Annotated in this window: 19 protein-coding genes; 8 read left to right on the plus strand and 11 right to left on the minus strand. The window is 71.7% G+C overall.

Annotation, left to right across the window (positions count from 1 at the left end; genetic code table 11):
* Nucleotides 1-2: 2 nt before the first annotated feature.
* Nucleotides 3-1,124 (minus strand): esterase-like activity of phytase family protein, encoded by a 1,122-nt coding sequence (locus ACIBP6_RS09870; protein ID WP_397050595.1) that lies wholly within the window; start codon nt 1,122-1,124, stop codon nt 3-5.
* A gap of 372 nt (nt 1,125-1,496) precedes the next feature.
* On the opposite strand from ACIBP6_RS09870, the gene ACIBP6_RS09875 reads away from it, so the two are divergent.
* The 4 genes from ACIBP6_RS09875 (at nt 1,497) to ACIBP6_RS09890 (ending at nt 3,523) form a co-directional block, all read left to right on the plus strand.
* Complete coding sequence (locus ACIBP6_RS09875) at nt 1,497-2,009, plus strand: hypothetical protein (protein ID WP_397050597.1); 513 nt, start codon at nt 1,497-1,499, stop codon at nt 2,007-2,009.
* Between the two features lie 10 nt (nt 2,010-2,019).
* Complete coding sequence (locus ACIBP6_RS09880) at nt 2,020-2,550, plus strand: methyltransferase family protein (protein ID WP_397050599.1); 531 nt, start codon at nt 2,020-2,022, stop codon at nt 2,548-2,550.
* 64 nt (nt 2,551-2,614) lie between these two features.
* Nucleotides 2,615-2,965: a DUF3703 domain-containing protein gene (locus ACIBP6_RS09885; protein WP_397050601.1), complete on the plus strand. Its 351-nt coding sequence runs from the start codon at nt 2,615-2,617 to the stop codon at nt 2,963-2,965.
* Between the two features lie 297 nt (nt 2,966-3,262).
* Nucleotides 3,263-3,523: a hypothetical protein gene (locus tag ACIBP6_RS09890; protein ID WP_397050603.1), complete on the plus strand. Its 261-nt coding sequence runs from the start codon at nt 3,263-3,265 to the stop codon at nt 3,521-3,523.
* A 160-nt stretch (nt 3,524-3,683) separates the two neighbouring features.
* Here the strand turns inward: ACIBP6_RS09890 and ACIBP6_RS09895 are convergent, their stop codons facing one another.
* From ACIBP6_RS09895 to ACIBP6_RS09925, 7 genes are all read right to left on the minus strand, one after another.
* Entirely contained in the window at nt 3,684-3,839 is a 156-nt protein-coding gene (locus ACIBP6_RS09895; RefSeq protein ID WP_397050605.1) for a hypothetical protein, read from the minus strand.
* Nucleotides 3,840-3,890: 51 nt separating this feature from the next.
* Nucleotides 3,891-4,679: a putative protein N(5)-glutamine methyltransferase gene (locus ACIBP6_RS09900; protein WP_397050607.1), complete on the minus strand. Its 789-nt coding sequence runs from the start codon at nt 4,677-4,679 to the stop codon at nt 3,891-3,893.
* Between the two features lie 17 nt (nt 4,680-4,696).
* Nucleotides 4,697-5,275: a TetR/AcrR family transcriptional regulator gene (locus ACIBP6_RS09905; RefSeq protein ID WP_397050609.1), complete on the minus strand. Its 579-nt coding sequence runs from the start codon at nt 5,273-5,275 to the stop codon at nt 4,697-4,699.
* A 4-nt stretch (nt 5,276-5,279) separates the two neighbouring features.
* A complete protein-coding gene (locus ACIBP6_RS09910; protein WP_397050611.1) occupies nt 5,280-5,861 on the minus strand; it encodes a carboxymuconolactone decarboxylase family protein in 582 nt (193 codons plus the stop codon).
* Nucleotides 5,862-5,888: 27 nt separating this feature from the next.
* The gene (locus tag ACIBP6_RS09915; protein WP_397050613.1) at nt 5,889-6,263 is read right to left on the minus strand and encodes a hypothetical protein; all 375 of its coding nucleotides are present in this window, start codon (nt 6,261-6,263) and stop codon (nt 5,889-5,891) included.
* Between the two features lie 94 nt (nt 6,264-6,357).
* Nucleotides 6,358-8,139, minus strand: a complete 1,782-nt coding sequence (locus ACIBP6_RS09920; RefSeq protein WP_397050615.1) for an NAD-dependent malic enzyme — start codon at nt 8,137-8,139, stop codon at nt 6,358-6,360.
* Between the two features lie 123 nt (nt 8,140-8,262).
* Nucleotides 8,263-9,198, minus strand: a complete 936-nt coding sequence (locus ACIBP6_RS09925) for a LysR family transcriptional regulator (protein ID WP_397050617.1) — start codon at nt 9,196-9,198, stop codon at nt 8,263-8,265.
* A 164-nt stretch (nt 9,199-9,362) separates the two neighbouring features.
* Between ACIBP6_RS09925 and ACIBP6_RS09930 the strand changes: the two genes are divergently transcribed.
* Both ACIBP6_RS09930 and ACIBP6_RS09935 read left to right on the plus strand, forming a co-directional pair.
* Nucleotides 9,363-10,070: an SDR family NAD(P)-dependent oxidoreductase gene (locus ACIBP6_RS09930; RefSeq protein WP_397050619.1), complete on the plus strand. Its 708-nt coding sequence runs from the start codon at nt 9,363-9,365 to the stop codon at nt 10,068-10,070.
* A gap of 172 nt (nt 10,071-10,242) precedes the next feature.
* Nucleotides 10,243-10,605, plus strand: a complete 363-nt coding sequence (locus ACIBP6_RS09935; protein ID WP_397050621.1) for a YybH family protein — start codon at nt 10,243-10,245, stop codon at nt 10,603-10,605.
* 35 nt (nt 10,606-10,640) lie between these two features.
* On the opposite strand, the gene clpX is transcribed toward ACIBP6_RS09935, so the two are convergent.
* Complete coding sequence (gene clpX, locus ACIBP6_RS09940) at nt 10,641-11,891, minus strand: ATP-dependent Clp protease ATP-binding subunit ClpX (RefSeq protein ID WP_397050623.1); 1,251 nt, start codon at nt 11,889-11,891, stop codon at nt 10,641-10,643.
* Between the two features lie 2 nt (nt 11,892-11,893).
* On the minus strand, nt 11,894-13,075 hold the full coding sequence (locus tag ACIBP6_RS09945; RefSeq protein ID WP_397050625.1) for a cytochrome P450: 1,182 nt from the start codon (nt 13,073-13,075) through the stop codon (nt 11,894-11,896).
* Nucleotides 13,076-13,154: 79 nt separating this feature from the next.
* On the opposite strand from ACIBP6_RS09945, the gene ACIBP6_RS09950 reads away from it, so the two are divergent.
* Complete coding sequence (locus ACIBP6_RS09950; protein ID WP_397050627.1) at nt 13,155-14,225, plus strand: TetR/AcrR family transcriptional regulator; 1,071 nt, start codon at nt 13,155-13,157, stop codon at nt 14,223-14,225.
* A 46-nt stretch (nt 14,226-14,271) separates the two neighbouring features.
* Here ACIBP6_RS09950 and ACIBP6_RS09955 read toward each other — a convergent pair whose 3' ends face one another.
* On the minus strand, nt 14,272-15,135 hold the full coding sequence (locus ACIBP6_RS09955) for an SMP-30/gluconolactonase/LRE family protein (RefSeq protein WP_397050629.1): 864 nt from the start codon (nt 15,133-15,135) through the stop codon (nt 14,272-14,274).
* Between the two features lie 228 nt (nt 15,136-15,363).
* Here ACIBP6_RS09955 and ACIBP6_RS09960 point away from each other — a divergent pair, with 228 nt between their 5' ends.
* The gene (locus ACIBP6_RS09960) at nt 15,364-17,394 is read left to right on the plus strand and encodes a SpoIIE family protein phosphatase (protein ID WP_397050631.1); all 2,031 of its coding nucleotides are present in this window, start codon (nt 15,364-15,366) and stop codon (nt 17,392-17,394) included.

Raw genomic sequence — 17,394 nt, forward strand, 5'->3', positions numbered from 1 at the left:
GCTCAGGGGCAGCCGCGTACGCCGAAGGCCATGAACTGGGTCGCCTCCCGGGCGTCGAAGTTGTCGTCGGACCCGATCACCAGCGTGCACTCCCCCGTGGCCAGGCGCGGCCCCCACGCCATGCTCTCCAGGTTCTGCACCGGCGGCCGGAAGTCGCCGAGGTCGCGCACCAGGCGCTTGGCCACCGGACGGTACGGCTCCCCGCCGAGGTACCGGCGGCCGAGGACGTCGGTCGCGCCGCTCAGGTCGATCTCGTACAGCTTGACGCGGTAGCCCACGCCCTCGATCCAGGAACGTTCCAGCGCCAGGTAGCGGCGCTCGTCGATGGCCAGGATCTCCGACACCCCGCTGTCGCTCTGCCCCGTGGGCGGGTTGGGCGCGGCGGGCAGCGGGTCGAGCGGGTAGGCGTACTGGGCGCGTACCTGGCCCTCGCGCTTCCAGACGGTCAGCCGCGCGACCGCGCCGCGCTCGGCGGTCGGCACCGGGCCGTCCTCGTAACGCGGGCCCTCGGTCACGGCGGTGACGGACCGCGCCGTGACGGCGAGACCCTCGAATCCGAAATTACGCCGCGGGCCGTTTTCCGTATTCGTCAGCCGCAAATTCGTCGGCGTCGGGAATTCGCGGATATAGCGTCCTTGGAGGTCCGTTCCACGAACGGCCGCCTGGGAAATGGGAATGTTCGGATTCGAGGTGTTCGGCCGGTCGCCCTCGTCGCCCCAGAGCAGCCGCCCGCTCCACGAGTCGAACCTGATCGACTCGGGATCGGCCGAGTCGGGCTGCCCGTAGGCGGGGTACGGCGTGCCGTCCTCGCGGGTCAGCGTGGTCACGCCGGTGATGCGCACGCCGGTGAAGTCGCCGGTGGCGGGGTCGAAGTCGAGGCGGCCGGTGTAGAAGCGGGCGGGGTTGTAGCGCCAGCGGTCGTCGGAGACGAAGTACCAGGCGCCGGTGGCGGGGTTGCGGTCGATCCCGGACAGCCCGCCGACGACGGTGCCCGCGAAGCGCGTCATGTGGGGGATGCGCTGCTCGCCGAGGAACCGGGTGATCCGCAGCGGCTCGGGCCGCGGCTCCGCGACCGCGGGCGGGGCCAGGGAGACCACCACCGCGCACGCTACGGCGATTTCCATGATTCTGCGCTTACGAGCCATTCGTGCCTCCGTCTGGGGAAATTGACGGAGCACATGAAAGCGCGGATCACCGGTGAAGTCCACGAACGAACAACGGCATGCCGTACAGCAAAAAGGGCGAAACTCAATTTCCGTCAGGGTGAACACGTGCAGGGACCCGTCCCCCGAGGCCCGCACCCGGCCGCCACGGTCTGCACGTGCGGGGCGCCGTCGAGGGGCGGCAGCCGACACGGCCTTGACGGCGTGCTCCTCCCACGTGCCCGGCGGCTCACGGTGGCGGTGCCACACCCCGCTGCCGGGCGCGTGTCCGCGTCCAGGCCCAGCGGTCCACCCCCTTGCCGATCGATGACCGATTCGGGCTATAATCGCCAAATGGCGATTGATTCTGACTGTGGCCGATGTGTCGGCGCCGGCATCTCCTCGGCTGCGGCGCCGCACCACTCCCTGGCCGACGAAACCCCGCTGCGCGTCGTGCGGCGACTCGCGCGCGGTGAGGCCCGCGTCCTGGACCTGACCACCCAGTTCGGCCAGGCCCGGTCCACCGCGTCCAAGCGTCTGGCCTGCCTGCGCGACCACCGCGCCGAAGGACGTCAGTCCTTCCGCTCCCTGACTCGGCCTGAGCTGATGGACCTGCTCGCCTCCGCCGAGCACCTGCCGGCAGCCACCGGCCACGCCGTCCCGCCGTGCCCACCACACGGCCCCCAGCCGGCCGGCGCGACCGCCGGCCACACCGATCCGGCGGCCGGACTCGACCACGACCTGGCCCACCTCGGCGAGCCGACCGGTGACCAGCGAACAGGCCATGGCCTCCCGGCGGCGAACCTGTCGAGGACGACGATCGCGGATCGTGAGCTCCGCGCCTCAACGGCATGCGGGAGAGGATGAGCCGGCCATCATGACCACATCGACACCGGGCCTCCTGCGGCACCTACGGTCGGTCCTGCTCGGGCCGGGAATCGTGGCGATCGCCGTCCCGGCCATCCTGCTGGCCTGGACCGGGACGGGACCGCTCGCCCCGGCCGACCTCTGGCACGTACTGGCGATGGCCGCGGGAGCGGTCCTGATCCTCACGGGCGTGGCCCTGCTGGCCTGGACCATCGCGCTGTTCGACCGAACCGGCCAGGGCACCCTCTCGCCGACGGATCCGACCCGGCACCTGGTGGTGCACGGCCCCTACCGGTACGTGCGCAATCCGATGTTCAGCGGCGTGCTGGCCATCCTGCTCGGCGAGGCCGCCGTGCTGCGCTCGCCGGCCCTGCTGGCCTGGTTCGCCGTGTTCTGGGCGGCTCTGGCGATCGCCATCCCCCGCGTGGAGGAACCCCGGCTGGAGCACCGTTTCGGCGCCGACTACGCCCGCTACCGCGCCGCCGTGCCCCGCTGGCTGCCCCGGCTACGCCCCTGGCAGCCTTCCACCCCCAAGCGATGACAGCCCCACGTCAAGGCCCCGAGTCGGTCCGCCGGCCCCACCATGAAAGACGCCTGTCCTGCCGATGAGCCGTCGCCGCATGCCGCCCGCCGTGCGGGCCGCCTACCAGGCCGAGATGCGCGCCGCCCGCACCGGCGCCGACCCCGGCATCCGCTGGCAGCACCTGGAGCGCGCCCACATCCTCTCCCAGCCATGGCCCTGGCCACACACCCGCAACCACCTGGCCATGTTCACCCTGGCCGTCGCCCAGCGCGACCGGCGCGAAGCATTCGGTCAGGTCATCCGGATCATTGTGGCCGCGCCGGGCAGCGCCTTGGGCCGATACCCGAAAGGCAACACAGGCCGCGCCCGCGTCGGTCTGACCCAGCCCATGCCCATGCCTGCCGACCTGGCCGAGCTGCTGCAGCTCGCCTGAGGCGAACCGGGGCGGGGGTCACCCCTGGCAGGCCACGCGGCGTGATGTCGAGCGCCGCGCCTATCTGATCGCTTCGGCCAGGCGGAGCTTCAGCGCGTGGCGCGTCGGTGCCGAACAAGCAGCGGCGGGACGTAGGCCCCGGCGTCGTTCATCGCCTTCCAGCATGTCGATGCCCGGAGGCAGCTCTGGTCCATCCATCCGAAGCGCACACGCAGGACAGGTTTCCGCGACACGAGAACACGGCATGTAGTCAGATGGATACATGGAGTAGCCATCAACTGTCTGACAGGAGATACTGTGCGCATCAACCCTGCGAGTCTCGCCGGCGGCCTGCTCGCCACCACGGCGCTGCTCTTCGCTCTCGCGCCCGCCGCGTCGGCGACGGCGAACCACGACCCCCGCGACGGTCGCCATTGGGGCCACTTCGGGCACCACCACGTCCATCCCCACTGGGGTCACTCCAGGCACCACCACGTCCATCCCTCCTGGCGCCACCACGGCTCCCGCCACGACCACTACGGCTCCCGGCACAATTGGGGCCACCACCGGGGCTGGTAAGACACCCCTGAGCGCTGCCGGCGGCCTGGCGGGGTCGTGACCCCGCCAGGCCGCCGGCCTGCCGTGACGGAGGCGCGGCGCGCTTCGTGGCGCATGGAACGCCTCCCCGGGCTGAAGTCGGCGGCCGTAGTTCCTTCTCCTGGTCCCACGACGCTGTGCGTCACAGGTAAGTCGGCGAGCGCGATGAGCGCCCACTGCGTGACCCCGTCGTCGACACGCGCATGATCACGGACCCGCCGCCGCCGGGCTCGCTCACCCCGGCGATGAGCACCGCGTCGGGGACGACATCGTCGAGCAGGTCCAGCGCCGCGCGCACGACCGTGTCGCGGGCCGCCCCTTCGGCGTCATCGCCGGCGCCTGGACAGCGCTAAGGAACGCGGGTTCCCATGACGGCCGTGGCGTCCAGTTCGTCGGAGTAGGCGGTCCGTGCGGACAGCCCGGCGCTCGTCATGGCCTCGGCGGTGGCCTCCGCCTGGCGTTCGCCGGTCTCCACCAGCAGGTGGCCGCCGGGGGCGAGCCAGGCGGGCGCGCCGGCGATCACCCCTCGCACGACGTCGAGGCCGTCGCCGCCGCCGTCGAGCGCCGTCAGCGGCTCGTGCAGCCGGGCCTCAGGGGGCAGCAACCCGACCGACTCCGACGGCACGTACGGCGGGCTGGCGATCAGGACGTCCACCCGGCCCCGCAGCGCGGCGGGCAGCGGCTCGTACAGGTCGCCCTGGTAGACGCGGGCGGCGGGCAGGTTGCGGCGGGCGCAGCGCACGGCGGCGGGGTCGAGGTCGGCGGCGTGGACCTCGACCCGCTCCAGCCCCGCCGCGACCGCCGTCGCCATCGCGCCCGTGCCGCAGCACAGGTCGAGCACGACGGGCGTCCCCGCGACGTCCCGCGCCAGCATGACGGCCTGCTCGATGAGGAACGCGGTACGCGGCCGGGGCACGAACACCCCGGGCTCGACGACCACCCGCAGCCCGCAGAACTCCGCCCAGCCCAGCACGTGCTCCAGAGGTTCTCCGGCGACGCGCCGCTCGACCATGGCGTCCAGCCCGCCGGGCGTGGCGGCGGCGCCGATGAGCAGGGCGGCCTCGTCCTCGGCGAAGACACACCCGGCGGCGCGCAGCCGGGCGACGATTGTGGCGCTAGATGCTGAAAAAACCGACATGGGGGCCTTTCGTCTGTTCAGGGCCGGAACGCGCCCAGAACCATATCCCCATAGCGGCGCCACAGAGCGGGGTCCCACTCGTCCAGCACGATCAGCTGCCTGATCACCCCGCAGAGGACGACGCGGAGATCGAGCTCATCGGCGTCCTGGCGCACCTGGCCGGACGGTTTGGCGGCTTCGACGAGCTGACCGATCAGACTCAGCAGGCGGCCGGCGGGGACGAGTTTGCCCTCGAAGAACACGGCAGCCAGCCCTCGGTTCTGGATGAGGTGTTCGAGCATGTCCGGGATGTATTCGCGCAGCGCCTGGTAGGCGTCATCGCCGCGCAGCGCGACGAGTGTGCGCTCCTCCAGCCGCTGGAACTGCTCTTGTGTGACGGCGACGATCAGGTCGTCCTTGGTGGGATAGCTCCGATACACGGTCGCCCGCCCGACCCCCGCCCGTTCCGCCACCTGGGGCACCGTCACCTGAAGGCCGTACTGGGCGAAGAGTTCCCTGGCAGCCGCGATCACTTTCTCGTGGTTGCGGCGCGCGTCCTGACGCCGATGGGACCGCTCCGATCCGATCGGCGCCTGGATGAGGTCGGAGGAAGCCATGAGCTCAGTGTGCCGCAGCATCTCCGCCGTGCCGACGTGCGGTGTCGGCCGGCAGTGCTTCGCCGGCGCCGTACACCTCGGTGATCTCGACGTCGAGCACGGTGCAGATCCGGCTGAACGCCCAGTAGTAGCCGGCGACCTGAAGCACCTCGACGATCTCACGCTCACTGAGGAACCGCCGCGCCTGGTCGAACAGTTCGTCGGACACCGTTGGCCGTCGCACCACCTCGGCGGTGAACCGGACGAGGGCCCGGTCGAAGGCCGACAGGTCGGGGTTGCCGAGGTCCCTGTCGCGAATCAGCTGCCGGGTGCGCTCATCGACGCCGGCCGAGTCCGACATCGGACCGTGCTGGGCTGCGACGAACGCGCATTCGGCGTACTCGGCCACGGTCAAGATCACCAGCTCCCGTGAGCGGGCCGCCAGCTCCAGCGAGCTGAACTGGGCCCTCGCGAGCTGGATGAACGGCTTCACGGTGCCGACCGAGTGGGTCAGCATCCGCACCAACGGGTCCGGCGGCAGCTGTGCGAGGAATTCGCGCACGTCGTCCGGGACGGTCTTCGGATTGGGATCCGCGAGACGGGGCATGTTCTCGTCCACCTTCCTGTGGGCCGGTCAGCGGGTCTCGTCCGGGCTGACGGTGAACCCCGTCTCACTGAGTTCCTGGAAGCGGCCGTCGTCGGCGAAGGACCCGAAGATGGAGATCTCCCGCTTCAGCGTGGAACCGTCCAGCATGGTGATCTCGAAGACGTGCCGCTCGGCATAGGTGGAGCCGTCCCGAAGCTCGTCGAGCACGGTCACCGTGCCGCCGGCTGTCCGGCTCCGGATGCCGGCCACCATCTCGGCGAACTGTGCGCGACTGAGCGACTTGCCGTCGCTGCGGTGGATGTAGCCGGGAGCGTAGTACTTGTCCAGGGCCTCGCCCAGCTCAAGTACGGGCTCGAAGGCGAGCTCCCGGAGGGCGTCGCTGATGCGCGCGAAGGTCTTCATCACATTCTCTCGATCCAGCAAACGGACTACCGTGTCCGGTTTCTGGGGAGCGTACCAGACCCATGAGTCCGGTTCTGGGCGGAGCCCGTCCCGGTCATGAAGGTGGACCGCCCTGGTCGGCGGGTGGGCGTCCGGTCTCGGTCATCCCCTCGATGGCGTTGACGGGGCGGTAAGCGGGTTGCCACATGGCCAGGCGGACCTGCTCCACGACGTCGTGGATCTCGGTGCGGGCGAGGCCCTCAGCGGCGGCCCGTCCCGCGACGGCCACGGCGACGGTGGCCGACACCTCCCTGAGGTTGTCGACCTGAGGCAGCAGGGAGGCGCCCGGCGGTGACGGGTCCACGAGCCCGGCGACGGCCTCGGCGGCGGCCTGGAGCATGCCGTCGCTGACCCGGCGCGCTTTCGCCACCACCACGCCGAGCCCGAGGCCCGGATAGAGCATCGCGTTGTTGGCCTGCCCGATGGCGTATGTGACCCCGTTGTACGTGATCGGCTCGATCGGGACGCCTGTGGCGATCAGGGCTCGGCCGTCCGTCCAGCGGAGCAGGTCGGACGGCCGCGCCTCGATCCGCTCGGTCGGGTTGGAGATCGGGAAGATGATCGGCCGGTCCACGCCTGCGGCCATCGCGCGGACGACCTCCTCGGTGAAGGCGCCGTGCACGGTGGACGTGCCCAGCAGCATGGTGGGTCTGATCCGCTCGACGACCTCCCTGAGCCCGATGCCGTGCCCGTCCCCGCTCCAGCCGTCCACGTCGGCGGCCGGGCGGGCGTAGGGCCGCTGGAACTCGCGCAGGTCCCTCATGTCGCCGGTGAGCAGGCCCTGTTTGTCGATGGTCCAGATACGGCGGGTGGCGGTGTCACGGTCGAGGCCGTCGCGGACCATGGCGTCGCGCAGCTGGTCGGCGACGCCGCAGCCGGCGGTGCCCGCGCCGAAGACGACGATCCGCTGGTCGCGCATGGCCGTTGCGGACACTCGCAGCGCGCTGAGCACGGCGGCCAGCACGATGGCGCCGGTGCCCTGCATGTCGTCGTTGAAGGTCGGGATCTCGCTGTTGTAACGCTGCAGGATCCGGCGGGCGTTGGACGGGCCGAAGTCCTCCCAGTGCAGCATGGCTTCCGGGAACATGCGGGTGGCGGTGGTGACGTAGGCGTCGATGAAGGCGTCGTAACGTTCGCCGCGCACGCGGGCGTGCCGGTTGCCGACGTAGGCAGGATCGTTGAGCAGGGCCTCGTTGTCGGTGCCGACGTCAAGGGCGACCGGGACGACACGGGCCGGGTCGATCCCGGCGGCCGCGGTGTAGACGGCCAGCTTGCCGGCCGCGATGCCGGCCCCGCCGCCGACGCCCCAGTCGCCGATGCCGAGGATCTCCTCGGCATCGGAGGCCACGACGAGGTCGACGTCGCCGGGCCCCATGTCGAGGTCGTCGAACGCCTTCGCGATCCCGTCGGGGTCGTCCACGGACAGGTAGAGGCCGCGGGGTCGGCGGTACTCGTGGCTGTAGCCCTTGATCGCCTCGGCGACCGTGGGGTCGTACACGATGGGGAGCATCTCGCGCAGGTGGTCGGTGAGGAGCCGGTAGTAGAGGACCTCGTTGCGGTCGCGCAGCCCCTCCAGGAAGACGTTCTTGAGCAGGTCGGTGGGCTGGGCACGGTACTGCGCGTACACCCGGCGGGCCTGCTCGTCCAGCGTCTCCACCACGGGCGGGATGAGGCCGTCGAGGTCGAGGTCGGCGCGTTCCCGGCGGGTGAAGGCGGTGCCCTTGTTCAGCAGCGGCTCCTGGAGGACGGCCAGCCCTCGCGCGGACGTGACGTAACTTCCGTCGTCCTGCTCGGTGAAACCGCGACCGGCCCTGGTGGATCGGCTGGCATAGGACATCGTCGCCCCCCGTGTGACCGTGTGCACCGTCGATGCCCCCGGCTCGTGCCCACAGGGCACGGGACATAGCTCCCCTGCACGACAAAAGTCCCCATCGAGCCGTAGATCCCACGCCTGAGTGCTTCAGGGTGCGCGGCGAGGGGCGGCCGGGCGGAACGGGTCGGCGGCGGGCAGCCAGGCCGTGCCGGCGTCCAGGCCGAGTGTGCCGACGCCACGGGTCAAAGCCTCGATCGCGGCATGTACGGCTTTGCGGGTCTCGGTGCGTCGGGAGACAAGGGCCCACGTCCAGTACGGCGCCGGGTCGGCCACCGGCCGCGCGACGAGGTCGGGCGGCACCGGCGTGGTGAGGCCTTTCGGTGAGTTGACGACGGGCCGGCGAAGCCTGCGCACGTGGTCGAAGAAGGCCGGGCCGGTGACGCCTCCGTCGGTGATGCGCACGATGCGGGCTCCTGTGTCGCGGGCGAACTCCTCGGCATAGCGGTTCCAGGAGCCCCAGCTCGTGCTGTCGGCGTCCACCAGCACCAGCGTGTCCCTGGCCTGAACGGCGGACTCCTCCGTGCCGGTGGAGACCGCGAAAAGCCGGTCCGCGCCGATCAGCCGGGCCTGGAGGTCGTGACGGGCCAGGTCGTCGGCCCGGACCCAGCAGATGGCCAGGTCGATGCTGCCGTCGGCGACCCGGGCGGCCTGGGCGTGCGAAGGCATGACCCACGTGTCGACGTGCAGCTGTGCGACCCCGGACAGGCGGGCGGCCAGGTCGGGCGGGCACCAGGTGACGTAGCCCAGCCGGACCGGCCGGCTGGCGGCCATGCCGCCCGCGGCGCGAACCAGCTCGTCGGCCTGGCCGAGCAGTGCCCGGGTCTGGGGCAGCAGCGCCTGGCCCGAGGGGGTCAGCGTGACCGAGCGACGGTTCCGGTCGAACAGGCGTACGCCCAGGTCCCGCTCCAAGGCCTTGATCTGCTGGGAGAGCGACGGGCCCGCGATGTGCAGCCTGGCCGCGGCGCGGCCGAAGTTCAGCTCCTCGGCCACTGCGACGAAATATCGCAGTTGGCGTAGCTCCATCCAGCCATCGTAGTGCGGTAGGAGGCTGCGCCTACCAGCAGGGAGCAAGCCGGTCGTGGCGCGACCGCGGCTGGTGGACGCACCATTTCGGCACAGGAAGAACCGGGGAGCCGTCCCGCCCGCAGCCCGAGGCCGGACAGGTCTGAACAGCCGGAAGGGGAACCATGAACGCACCCAAGGTAGCCGTGATCACCGGCGCGTCCCAGGGCATCGGCGCGGCGCTGGTGACCGCGTACCGCAAGCTCGGCTACGCGGTCGTCGCGAACTCACGATCGATCAAGCCCTCCGGGGACCCCATGGTACGGACCGTGGCGGGCGACATCGCCTCCCCGACCGTGGGAGCGAGCGCCATCGGAGAGGCGCTCAGCGCGTTCGGCCGCGTCGACACGCTGATCAACAATGCCGGCGTCTTCGTGGCCAAGCCGTTCACCGAGTACACCGACGAGGACTACGCCCGGGTGACGGGGATCAACCTGCGCGGGTTCTTCGAGATCTCCCAGCGGGCCATCGACGTGATGCTCACCGAGGGCGGCGGACACCTGGTCAACATCACGACCAGCTTCGTCGACCATGCCAACAGCAACGTGCCGTCCGCACTGGCGTCGCTCACCAAGGGCGGCCTCGACGCGGTCACCAAATCGCTGGCCATCGAGTACGCCTCCCGCGGCATCCGGGTCAACGCGGTCGCACCTGGGGTCATCCGCACCCCGATGCACCCCGCGGCGGCCCACGAGTTCCTCGCCGGCCTGCACCCGGTCGGCCGGATGGGTGAGATCGGCGACATCGTCGACGCGATCGTCTACCTCGAGACGGCCGATTTCGTCACCGGCGCGATTCTGCACGTCGATGGTGGCCAGAGCGCCGGCCACTGAACCCCCTCGGGCGAAGGCGGCATGGCGACGTCCGCAGCGGCGCACGTCACGGGTGGCGCTCGCCGGCGCCGCCCTGGTCGTGGCCCCGCCGGCGCGCTGCGCCACCGCCTCCCGCCGGCCCCTTCCTGAGCGCGTCGCGTCGGGAACCGATCGTTCGGCAGGAGAGAACACCATGGCTGACACCGAGACCGTCCTGCGCACCGTCCTGGACGGCTGGCAGACCGCGGTCGACGCACACGACCCGGAGCGCGTCGCGTCGTACTTCACCGATGACGCGATCTTCCAAGGGCTGAGCCCGTACAGCGTCGGACCCGGCGGCGTCGCCCGGTACTACGCCACGCAGCCGGTCGGCCTGACCGCCGTCTACACCATCCTGGAAATCCGGCGGCCGGCCGACGACCTCGTCCTCGGCTATCTGAGCGTCGACTTCGCCTTCACCGACCGGCCGGCCTTGCCCGTCCACCTCTGCGTGATGGCGCGGCAGGTCGGCGACGACTGGCTCATCAGCCATTACCAGGTTTCACACCTCGCGTGAACGTTCTTGCTCACCACCCTTCCCTCCCCCGTTCGCTAGGCCGACCTCTCGTGGCGGGTGGGGCCGCGCTGATCGCGCGGGACGAGGGTGGGGTTGACGTTGCGCAGCACCGTGTCGCGGGTGATCACGACGCGGGCCACGTCGTCGCGGCTCGGGACCTCGTACATGACGTTGAGCAGCACCTCCTCCAGGATCGCGCGGGCGGCCCTGGCCCCGGTGCGGCGCAGCAGCGCCTGCTCGGCGACGGCGGCCACGGCGTCCTCGTCGAAGACCAGCTCCACCCCGTCGAGCTCCAGCAGCCTGCGGTACTGCCTGGTCAGCGCGTTGCGGGGCTCGGTGAGGATGCGGGTCAGCGCCGTGACGTCCAGCGGCCGCAACGCCGCGACGACCGGCAGGCGGCCGACGAACTCGGGGATCAGCCCGTACGCCAGCAGGTCCTGCGGCATCACCTGGGACAGCAGGTCGTCGTCCCGCGCGGGCGGCACGGCGCCGAAGCCGGCGCCCCGGCGGGCGACCCGCCGTTCGATGATCTCCTCCAGCCCGGCGAACGCGCCGCCCGCGATGAACAGCACGTTCGTCGTGTCGAGCTGGAGGAACTCCTGCTGCGGGTGCTTCCTGCCGCCCTGGGGCGCCACGTTCGCGACCGTGCCCTCCAGGATCTTCAGCAGGCCCTGCTGGACGCCCTCGCCGGAGACGTCGCGGGTGATGGACGGGTTGCCGCCGCCCTTGCGGGCGATCTTGTCGATCTCGTCGATGTAGACGATGCCGGTCCCGGCCTTGGCGAGGTCGTTCCCGGCGGCCCGGACGAGCGACAGCAGCATGGTCTCGACGTCCTCGCCGACGTACCCGGCCTCGGTGAGCGCGGTGGCGTCGGCGACGGCGAACGGCACGTCGAGCAGCCGGGCGAGCGTCCGCACGAGGTAGGTCTTGCCGCTGCCGGTCGGCCCGACGAGCAGGATGTTGGACTTGCCGAGCTCGACCGGGTCGCCTGCGGTCGCGCGGACGCGCTTGTAGTGGTTGTGGACGGCCACCGACAGGGCGCGCTTGGCGTCGTCCTGGCCGATGACGTACTCGTCGAGGAAGGCGTGGATCTCACGCGGCCGGGGCAGGCCGGCGGGCTCGCCTGCCTGCGCCGCGCCCTCCTCGGCGATGAGCTCGCCGCACAGTCCCACGCATTCGTCGCAGATGTAGACGGACGGCGGCCCCGCGATGAGCCGGCGCACCTCGTCCTGGGCCTTGTCGCAGAACGAGCAGCGCGGGTCGCCGTCCTTTCCGGTGCGCGCCATGCTCAACCGGCCGGCCGCAGGGTCACGGGCAGGGACGTCAGCCGCAGCGTCCCCGGGTCCGGCGCGTACGGCGCCTCGCCGGCGAGCGCGAGATCGGGGAAGCGGCGCAGCAGGGCCCCCAGCGCGACGCCGGTCTGGACGCGGGCCAGCGAGGCGCCCACGCAGAAGTGCGGCCCGTGCCCGAACCCGAGGTGCGGCGCCGGCTCCCGCGTGATGTCGAACGTGCCGGCGTCGGCGAACACCCTCGGATCCCGGTTGGCGGCGGTGATCGAGGCGGTCACCGGCTCTCCCTTGGGGATGGAGACGCCGTCGATCTCGACGTCCTCCCGGGGGAAGCGCGGGACGGTGAGCAGCGCCGGGGCGCACCAGCGCAGCAGCTCCTCGACGGCGCGCGGCATGAGCTCGGGGTCGGCGCGCAGGGCGGCGAGCTGGCCGGGGTGGGCGAGCAGGGTGACGACGGCGTTGGCGATGAGGTTCGTCGGGGTCTGCCCGGCCAGCACGAGGTGCCAGACCAGGGTGACCAGCTCGTCGTCGGAGAGCCGGTCGCCGTCCTCCTCCATGAGACGGACCAGGTCGGAGACCAGGTCGTCGCCGGGTTCGGCCCGGCACTCGGCGACCGCCGCCCGGGCTCCCTCCATGATCGCCGGGATGGCCTCGCTGAACTTCTCGCCGTGGCCGGAGGCGACCGCGGCGCCGTACTCGCGCCACTGGGGACGGTCGGCGTCGGGGATGCCGACGAGCTCGCAGATCACCTCCATCGGCAGCGGGCGCGCGAAGTGCGCCAGCAGGTCGACGGGCTCGCCGGCGGGCAGCTCGTCGAGGAGGCGTTCGACGATCGCCTCGATCCGCGGCGCGAACGCGGCGGCCCGGCGCGGGGTGAACGCCGGTGCGACCAGCCTGCGCAGGCGGGCGTGCTCGGCGCCGTTCATCTCGGACATCGTGCGCATGTAGCGCAGGCAGTGCTCCGGCACGTCGGGGCGCATGAAGCTGCTCTCGTTGATCTCCAGGCGGGGATCGCCCAGCATCGCCCGCGCCTGCTCGTGCCGCGTCACCGCCCAGAACGGGCCGAACCCGGGTGCCACCAGCCGCGCCACGGGCGACTCCTCCCGGGCGTGCGCGTACGCGGCCACCAGGTCGCTCAGCACCGCCGGGTCGGTCAGGTCGATCTCGGGGACGTCGCCCATCACCACTCCATTTCGAATGATCCCATCATCTGAATGTTGACGGTATCCTGGTTCGGGGCACACGGCAACGAGGAGGGCGATGGTCCGGCTCAGCAGGGCCGAGGCACAGGAGCGCAACCGCGCGAAGGTGCTGGCGGCGGCCAGGGAGGAGTTCGCGCTGCGCGGATTCCGCGAAGCGAAGATCGACGCCATCGCCGACCGCGCCGAGCTCACGCGCGGGGCGGTCTACTCCAACTTCCCCGGCAAGCGGGCGCTCTATTTCGCCGTGCTGGCCGACCTGGCCGAGCGCACCCCGGTCAACCCGCCCGCCGAGCCGGCGCTGACCGTGCGGGAGGCGCTCGGCCAGGTGGCGCGCGCGTGGGTGACCCGGCTGCCGCTGGCCACCGAGGACGAGCGCGCGCCGAGCCGGCTGGGCGTGGACGTCATCCCCGAGATCCTCGCCGACGAGCTGACGCAGAAGCCGTACGCGCAGCTCATGAGGCTCAACGCGGTGCTGCTCGGGCTCGCCCTGGAGAAGCTGCGCCCGCCGAAGGAGCCCGATGGGCGGCTGGTGCGGCTCGCCGAGTCGGTGCTGACCGTGCTGCAGGGGGCGGGGCAGCTCGCGGCGGCGGCGCCGGGGTTCGGCGACCCGTTCGGCGTGATCCGGGTGTGCGAGCAGCTCGCCGACCTCGACCTGCACGACCGGTGGTCGGTCCCGCCGATGTTTCCCGAGGTACGCGAGAGCGACGAGCCGTGGTCGCCGCCCGAGGCGGTCGACGCGGTCACCGGCGAGCCCGCGCACCCGGCCCGCGACGGGGTGGTGGCGGTGCTCGGCCTGCACCGCCTGTCGGCCGCCGAGGACGCCGTACGCGCCGCGCCCCCCGGAGCCGAGGTCACCGCCGTCGTGGTGACGAGCACGCCACAGGAGCTGTTCCCGCTGGCCCGGCTGGTCGTCGCCGACCTGGCCACCTGCCTCCGCCAGGCCTTCCCCCGCCCGGCCTGGCCCCGCCTGCGCGTGGTCCACGACGAGACCGGTGCCATGGCCGCCGCCGCCGGCGTACCGGATCCCGCCGACATGACCGAGGTGGCGATCCGCGTGACGTCCGGCCGGATCACCCTGCGCACCCAAGGATTCGGCGCCTGCCACGCCGCCGCCCACCCGTCCCCATGACCGTCCTCGGGGACCTCGTTGTTCCTCCCCAAGGGGCGTCGTGGGGTCAGAGGGTGGTGGGAAGGACCTCGCGGCCGGGGATGCCGGGGTCGGCGGCGAAGAGGGCGCCGGCGAGAGGTTGTTCGGCGCGGTCCACGTCGAGGGCCGAGGTGGTGACGAACAGGCGGTCGAGGCTCTCGCCGCCGAACGCGACCGCCGTGACCTTGCGCACCGGCAGCGTGACGACCGCGTCGAGCCGCCCGTCGGGCGCGTACCGGTGGACGGCGCCGCCCTCCCACAGCGCCACCCAGACGCCGCCCTCGGCGTCCACCGTGAGGCCGTCGGGGGCGCCCCGCGCGGCGTCGACGGCGACGAAAGGCCGCCGCCCGCTCAGCCCGCCGTCCGGGTCGTAGTCGAGCACGTCCACCCGCCCGGTCGCGGTGTCGGCGTAGTACGCCAGCCGCCCGTCCGGGCTGAAGTCGAACCCGTTGGAGATCGTCACCTCCGGCAGCACCACGCGCAGAGCACCGTCAGGCCCGGCCACCGAGAAGGAGCCGCGTCCGGGGCGCGCGTCATAAGCCATGCTGCCGATGTAGAAGCGGCCGCCGGGGTCGCAACCGCCCTCGTTCATCCGGATCGCGGGGTCGGTCCACGCCTCGCCGAGCGAGCGCAGCGGGGCGTCGAGGTCGTCGGAATCGGCCAGCAGCAGCTCGCGTTCGGCCGCGACGACGTACCCGCCCGAGACGCGGGGCCGGACGACGGCGGCCAGCGGGCCGACCCGGCGGCGGCGCACGTGGCCGCCGGGACCGAGCGCGAGCACCTCGCCCGCCAGCATGTCCACGAACCGCAGCCCGCCCCAGCGCGCGCACCACACGGGCCCCTCGCCGTGCTCGGTGACGGGGTCGGTCACGGTGTACGCGGTGATGGTCATGCCGGCCTCCTGGGGGTTGATCACCACGACCTTAACGCCGGAAACGCGCCGATCAAGAGCCCACAGGCAACCAGCACCGGCGATGCCACTCGGCCTCCTCCAGCATCGCGACACGTCCGCACGACACCATCGACCCGCCGTGACCGGCGCCCCGGCGACGCCGAACTTCCCCAAGGATCTACCTTCATCACGCCCTCGAAACCCTCCGAAAAGGACACATTGGTACATATGGGCAGTGGGAAGGTACGAAAGTTCGCGGCGCTGTCGCTCGGAGTCTTCGATTCCGCGCCCGTGGGCGTGATGGTGACCGCCGGCCCGGACCATCGGCTGGTCTATACGAACGACGCCTACCAGAAAATCGTCGGTGAGCGCAGGATCGGGGCGCCCGTCCGGGAGGCGTTCTCCGACCTTCGCCAAGAGGGCTACTTCGTGCTGCTCGACCAGGTCCTGGCGACCGGCGAGTCATTGATCATGAGGGAGATACCGTTCGAACTCGGCGACTACGACCCGCTCGGGCGCGAGCGCTACTCCACGGTCAGCATGTCCAAGATCTCGATAGGGGACGAGGAAGGCCTGATTCTCGTCACCATGGACGTCACCGCCCAGGTCGAGTCGGCCGCGGACTCCGTCGCCGAGGGACGGCGCAGGTTCCTGCAGCGCTATCAGAGCCTGCTCCAGCTCGAATCCCAGGGAGTGTGGGTGACCGGGCAGGCGGGCGAGGTGATCGAGCCGAGCCTGGGGTGGCAGCGGCTGACCGGGCAGTCATGGGAGGAGCACCGGGGCAACGGCTGGCTGGACGCCGTGCACCCCGACGACCGCGAGCGCGCCGGAGAGCGGTGGGCCCGGGTGGTCGAGCAGCTGGACCGCCTGGACGAGGTGTTCCGCGTGAAGACGTCCGAGGGCCCGTACCGGCACATCCGCGTGCGCGCCGTCCCGGTGGTCGAGGGCCGTGAGGTGATCGAGTGGGTCGGCACCATCACCGACGTCGAGCAGGAATGGCGGGAGGAACGCCACCGCGAGCTGCTCGACCGGGCCGCCGCGGTGACCGCGGATCTCGCGAGCCTGGACGAGGTGCTGGCCGCGCTGGTCGACGTGATCGTGCCCACCGTGTCCGACGGGTGCGGCATCTACGTGCTGCCGGAGTTCGAGGACGAGTCGATCCCGACGCCGTTCGTCGCCCAGCGCCTGGTCAGCATCGTCCGGGAGAACGACGATCCGCCGACGCCCGGCCCGCAGCCGTTCGACCAGGACTGCGACTTCGTCACGGCGATCAGGACCCGCCGGCCGGTTCACCGGGTCTTCTCCCCGGGTGAACCGCCGCCCGGCGCCGTACCGCCCGGCGCCGAGGCGTGGTTCGGCACCGCCCGGGGCAACAGCCTGGCCCTGGTGCCGGTGGTCGTGGACGGCGTGGTGGCGGCGGTGGTGCACGCGGCGGTCTGCGGGGACCGCGAACCGCTCAGCGAAGCGGACGTCGACCTGCTCGGCCGGATGCTCGATCACGCGCACACCCACCTCAGCAACGCGATGCGCTTCCAGCGCACCCAGCGCATCGCCCTGGCCCTGCAGAACTACCTGCTGCCCGATCCGCCGCGGGTGCCGGGCCTGGAGATCACCGCCCGCTACCGGCCGAGCGCCACCGCGGCGGAGATCGGCGGCGACTGGTACGACTCGTTCCGGCTGCCGGACGGCTCGGCCGTCCTCACCGTCGGCGACGTGGCCGGGCACGACCTCGCCGCGGCCGTCACCATGAGCCAGCTGCGCAACATGCTCAGAGGGCTCGCGATGGACCGCCGCGAACCGCCCGGCGACATCCTGCGCCGCCTGAACATCGCCACCGAGTCCCTCTACCCCGACGGCACGGCGACCTGTGTCCTCGCCCGCCTGAACGGCCCGCTCGGCGGCGGATGGCGTCTGGAGTACGCCGTGGCGGGCCACCCGCCACCCCTGCTCGTCACCCCCGGCGGCGAGGCGCGCTACCTCGAGGACGGCCTCAGCCCCCTGCTCGGCATCACCTCCGACAGGCCGCGCGACAGCGCCACCGCGACGCTGCCGCCGCACAGCACGCTGCTGCTCTACACCGACGGGCTGGTGGAGGTGCCGGGCGAGCACCTCGACGAAGGCCTCGAACGGCTGCGCCGCTGCGGCGCGTGCCTGGCCGACGCGCCTCTCGACGAGTTCTGCGACAAGGTGCTCACCCGCCTGTCCATGGCGCGTACCGACGACATCGCCATGATCGCCGTACGCCTGCCCGGCGCCTGA

This window comes from Nonomuraea terrae (assembly GCF_044465245.1).
Classification (GTDB): Bacteria; Actinomycetota; Actinomycetes; order Streptosporangiales; family Streptosporangiaceae; genus Nonomuraea; species Nonomuraea terrae.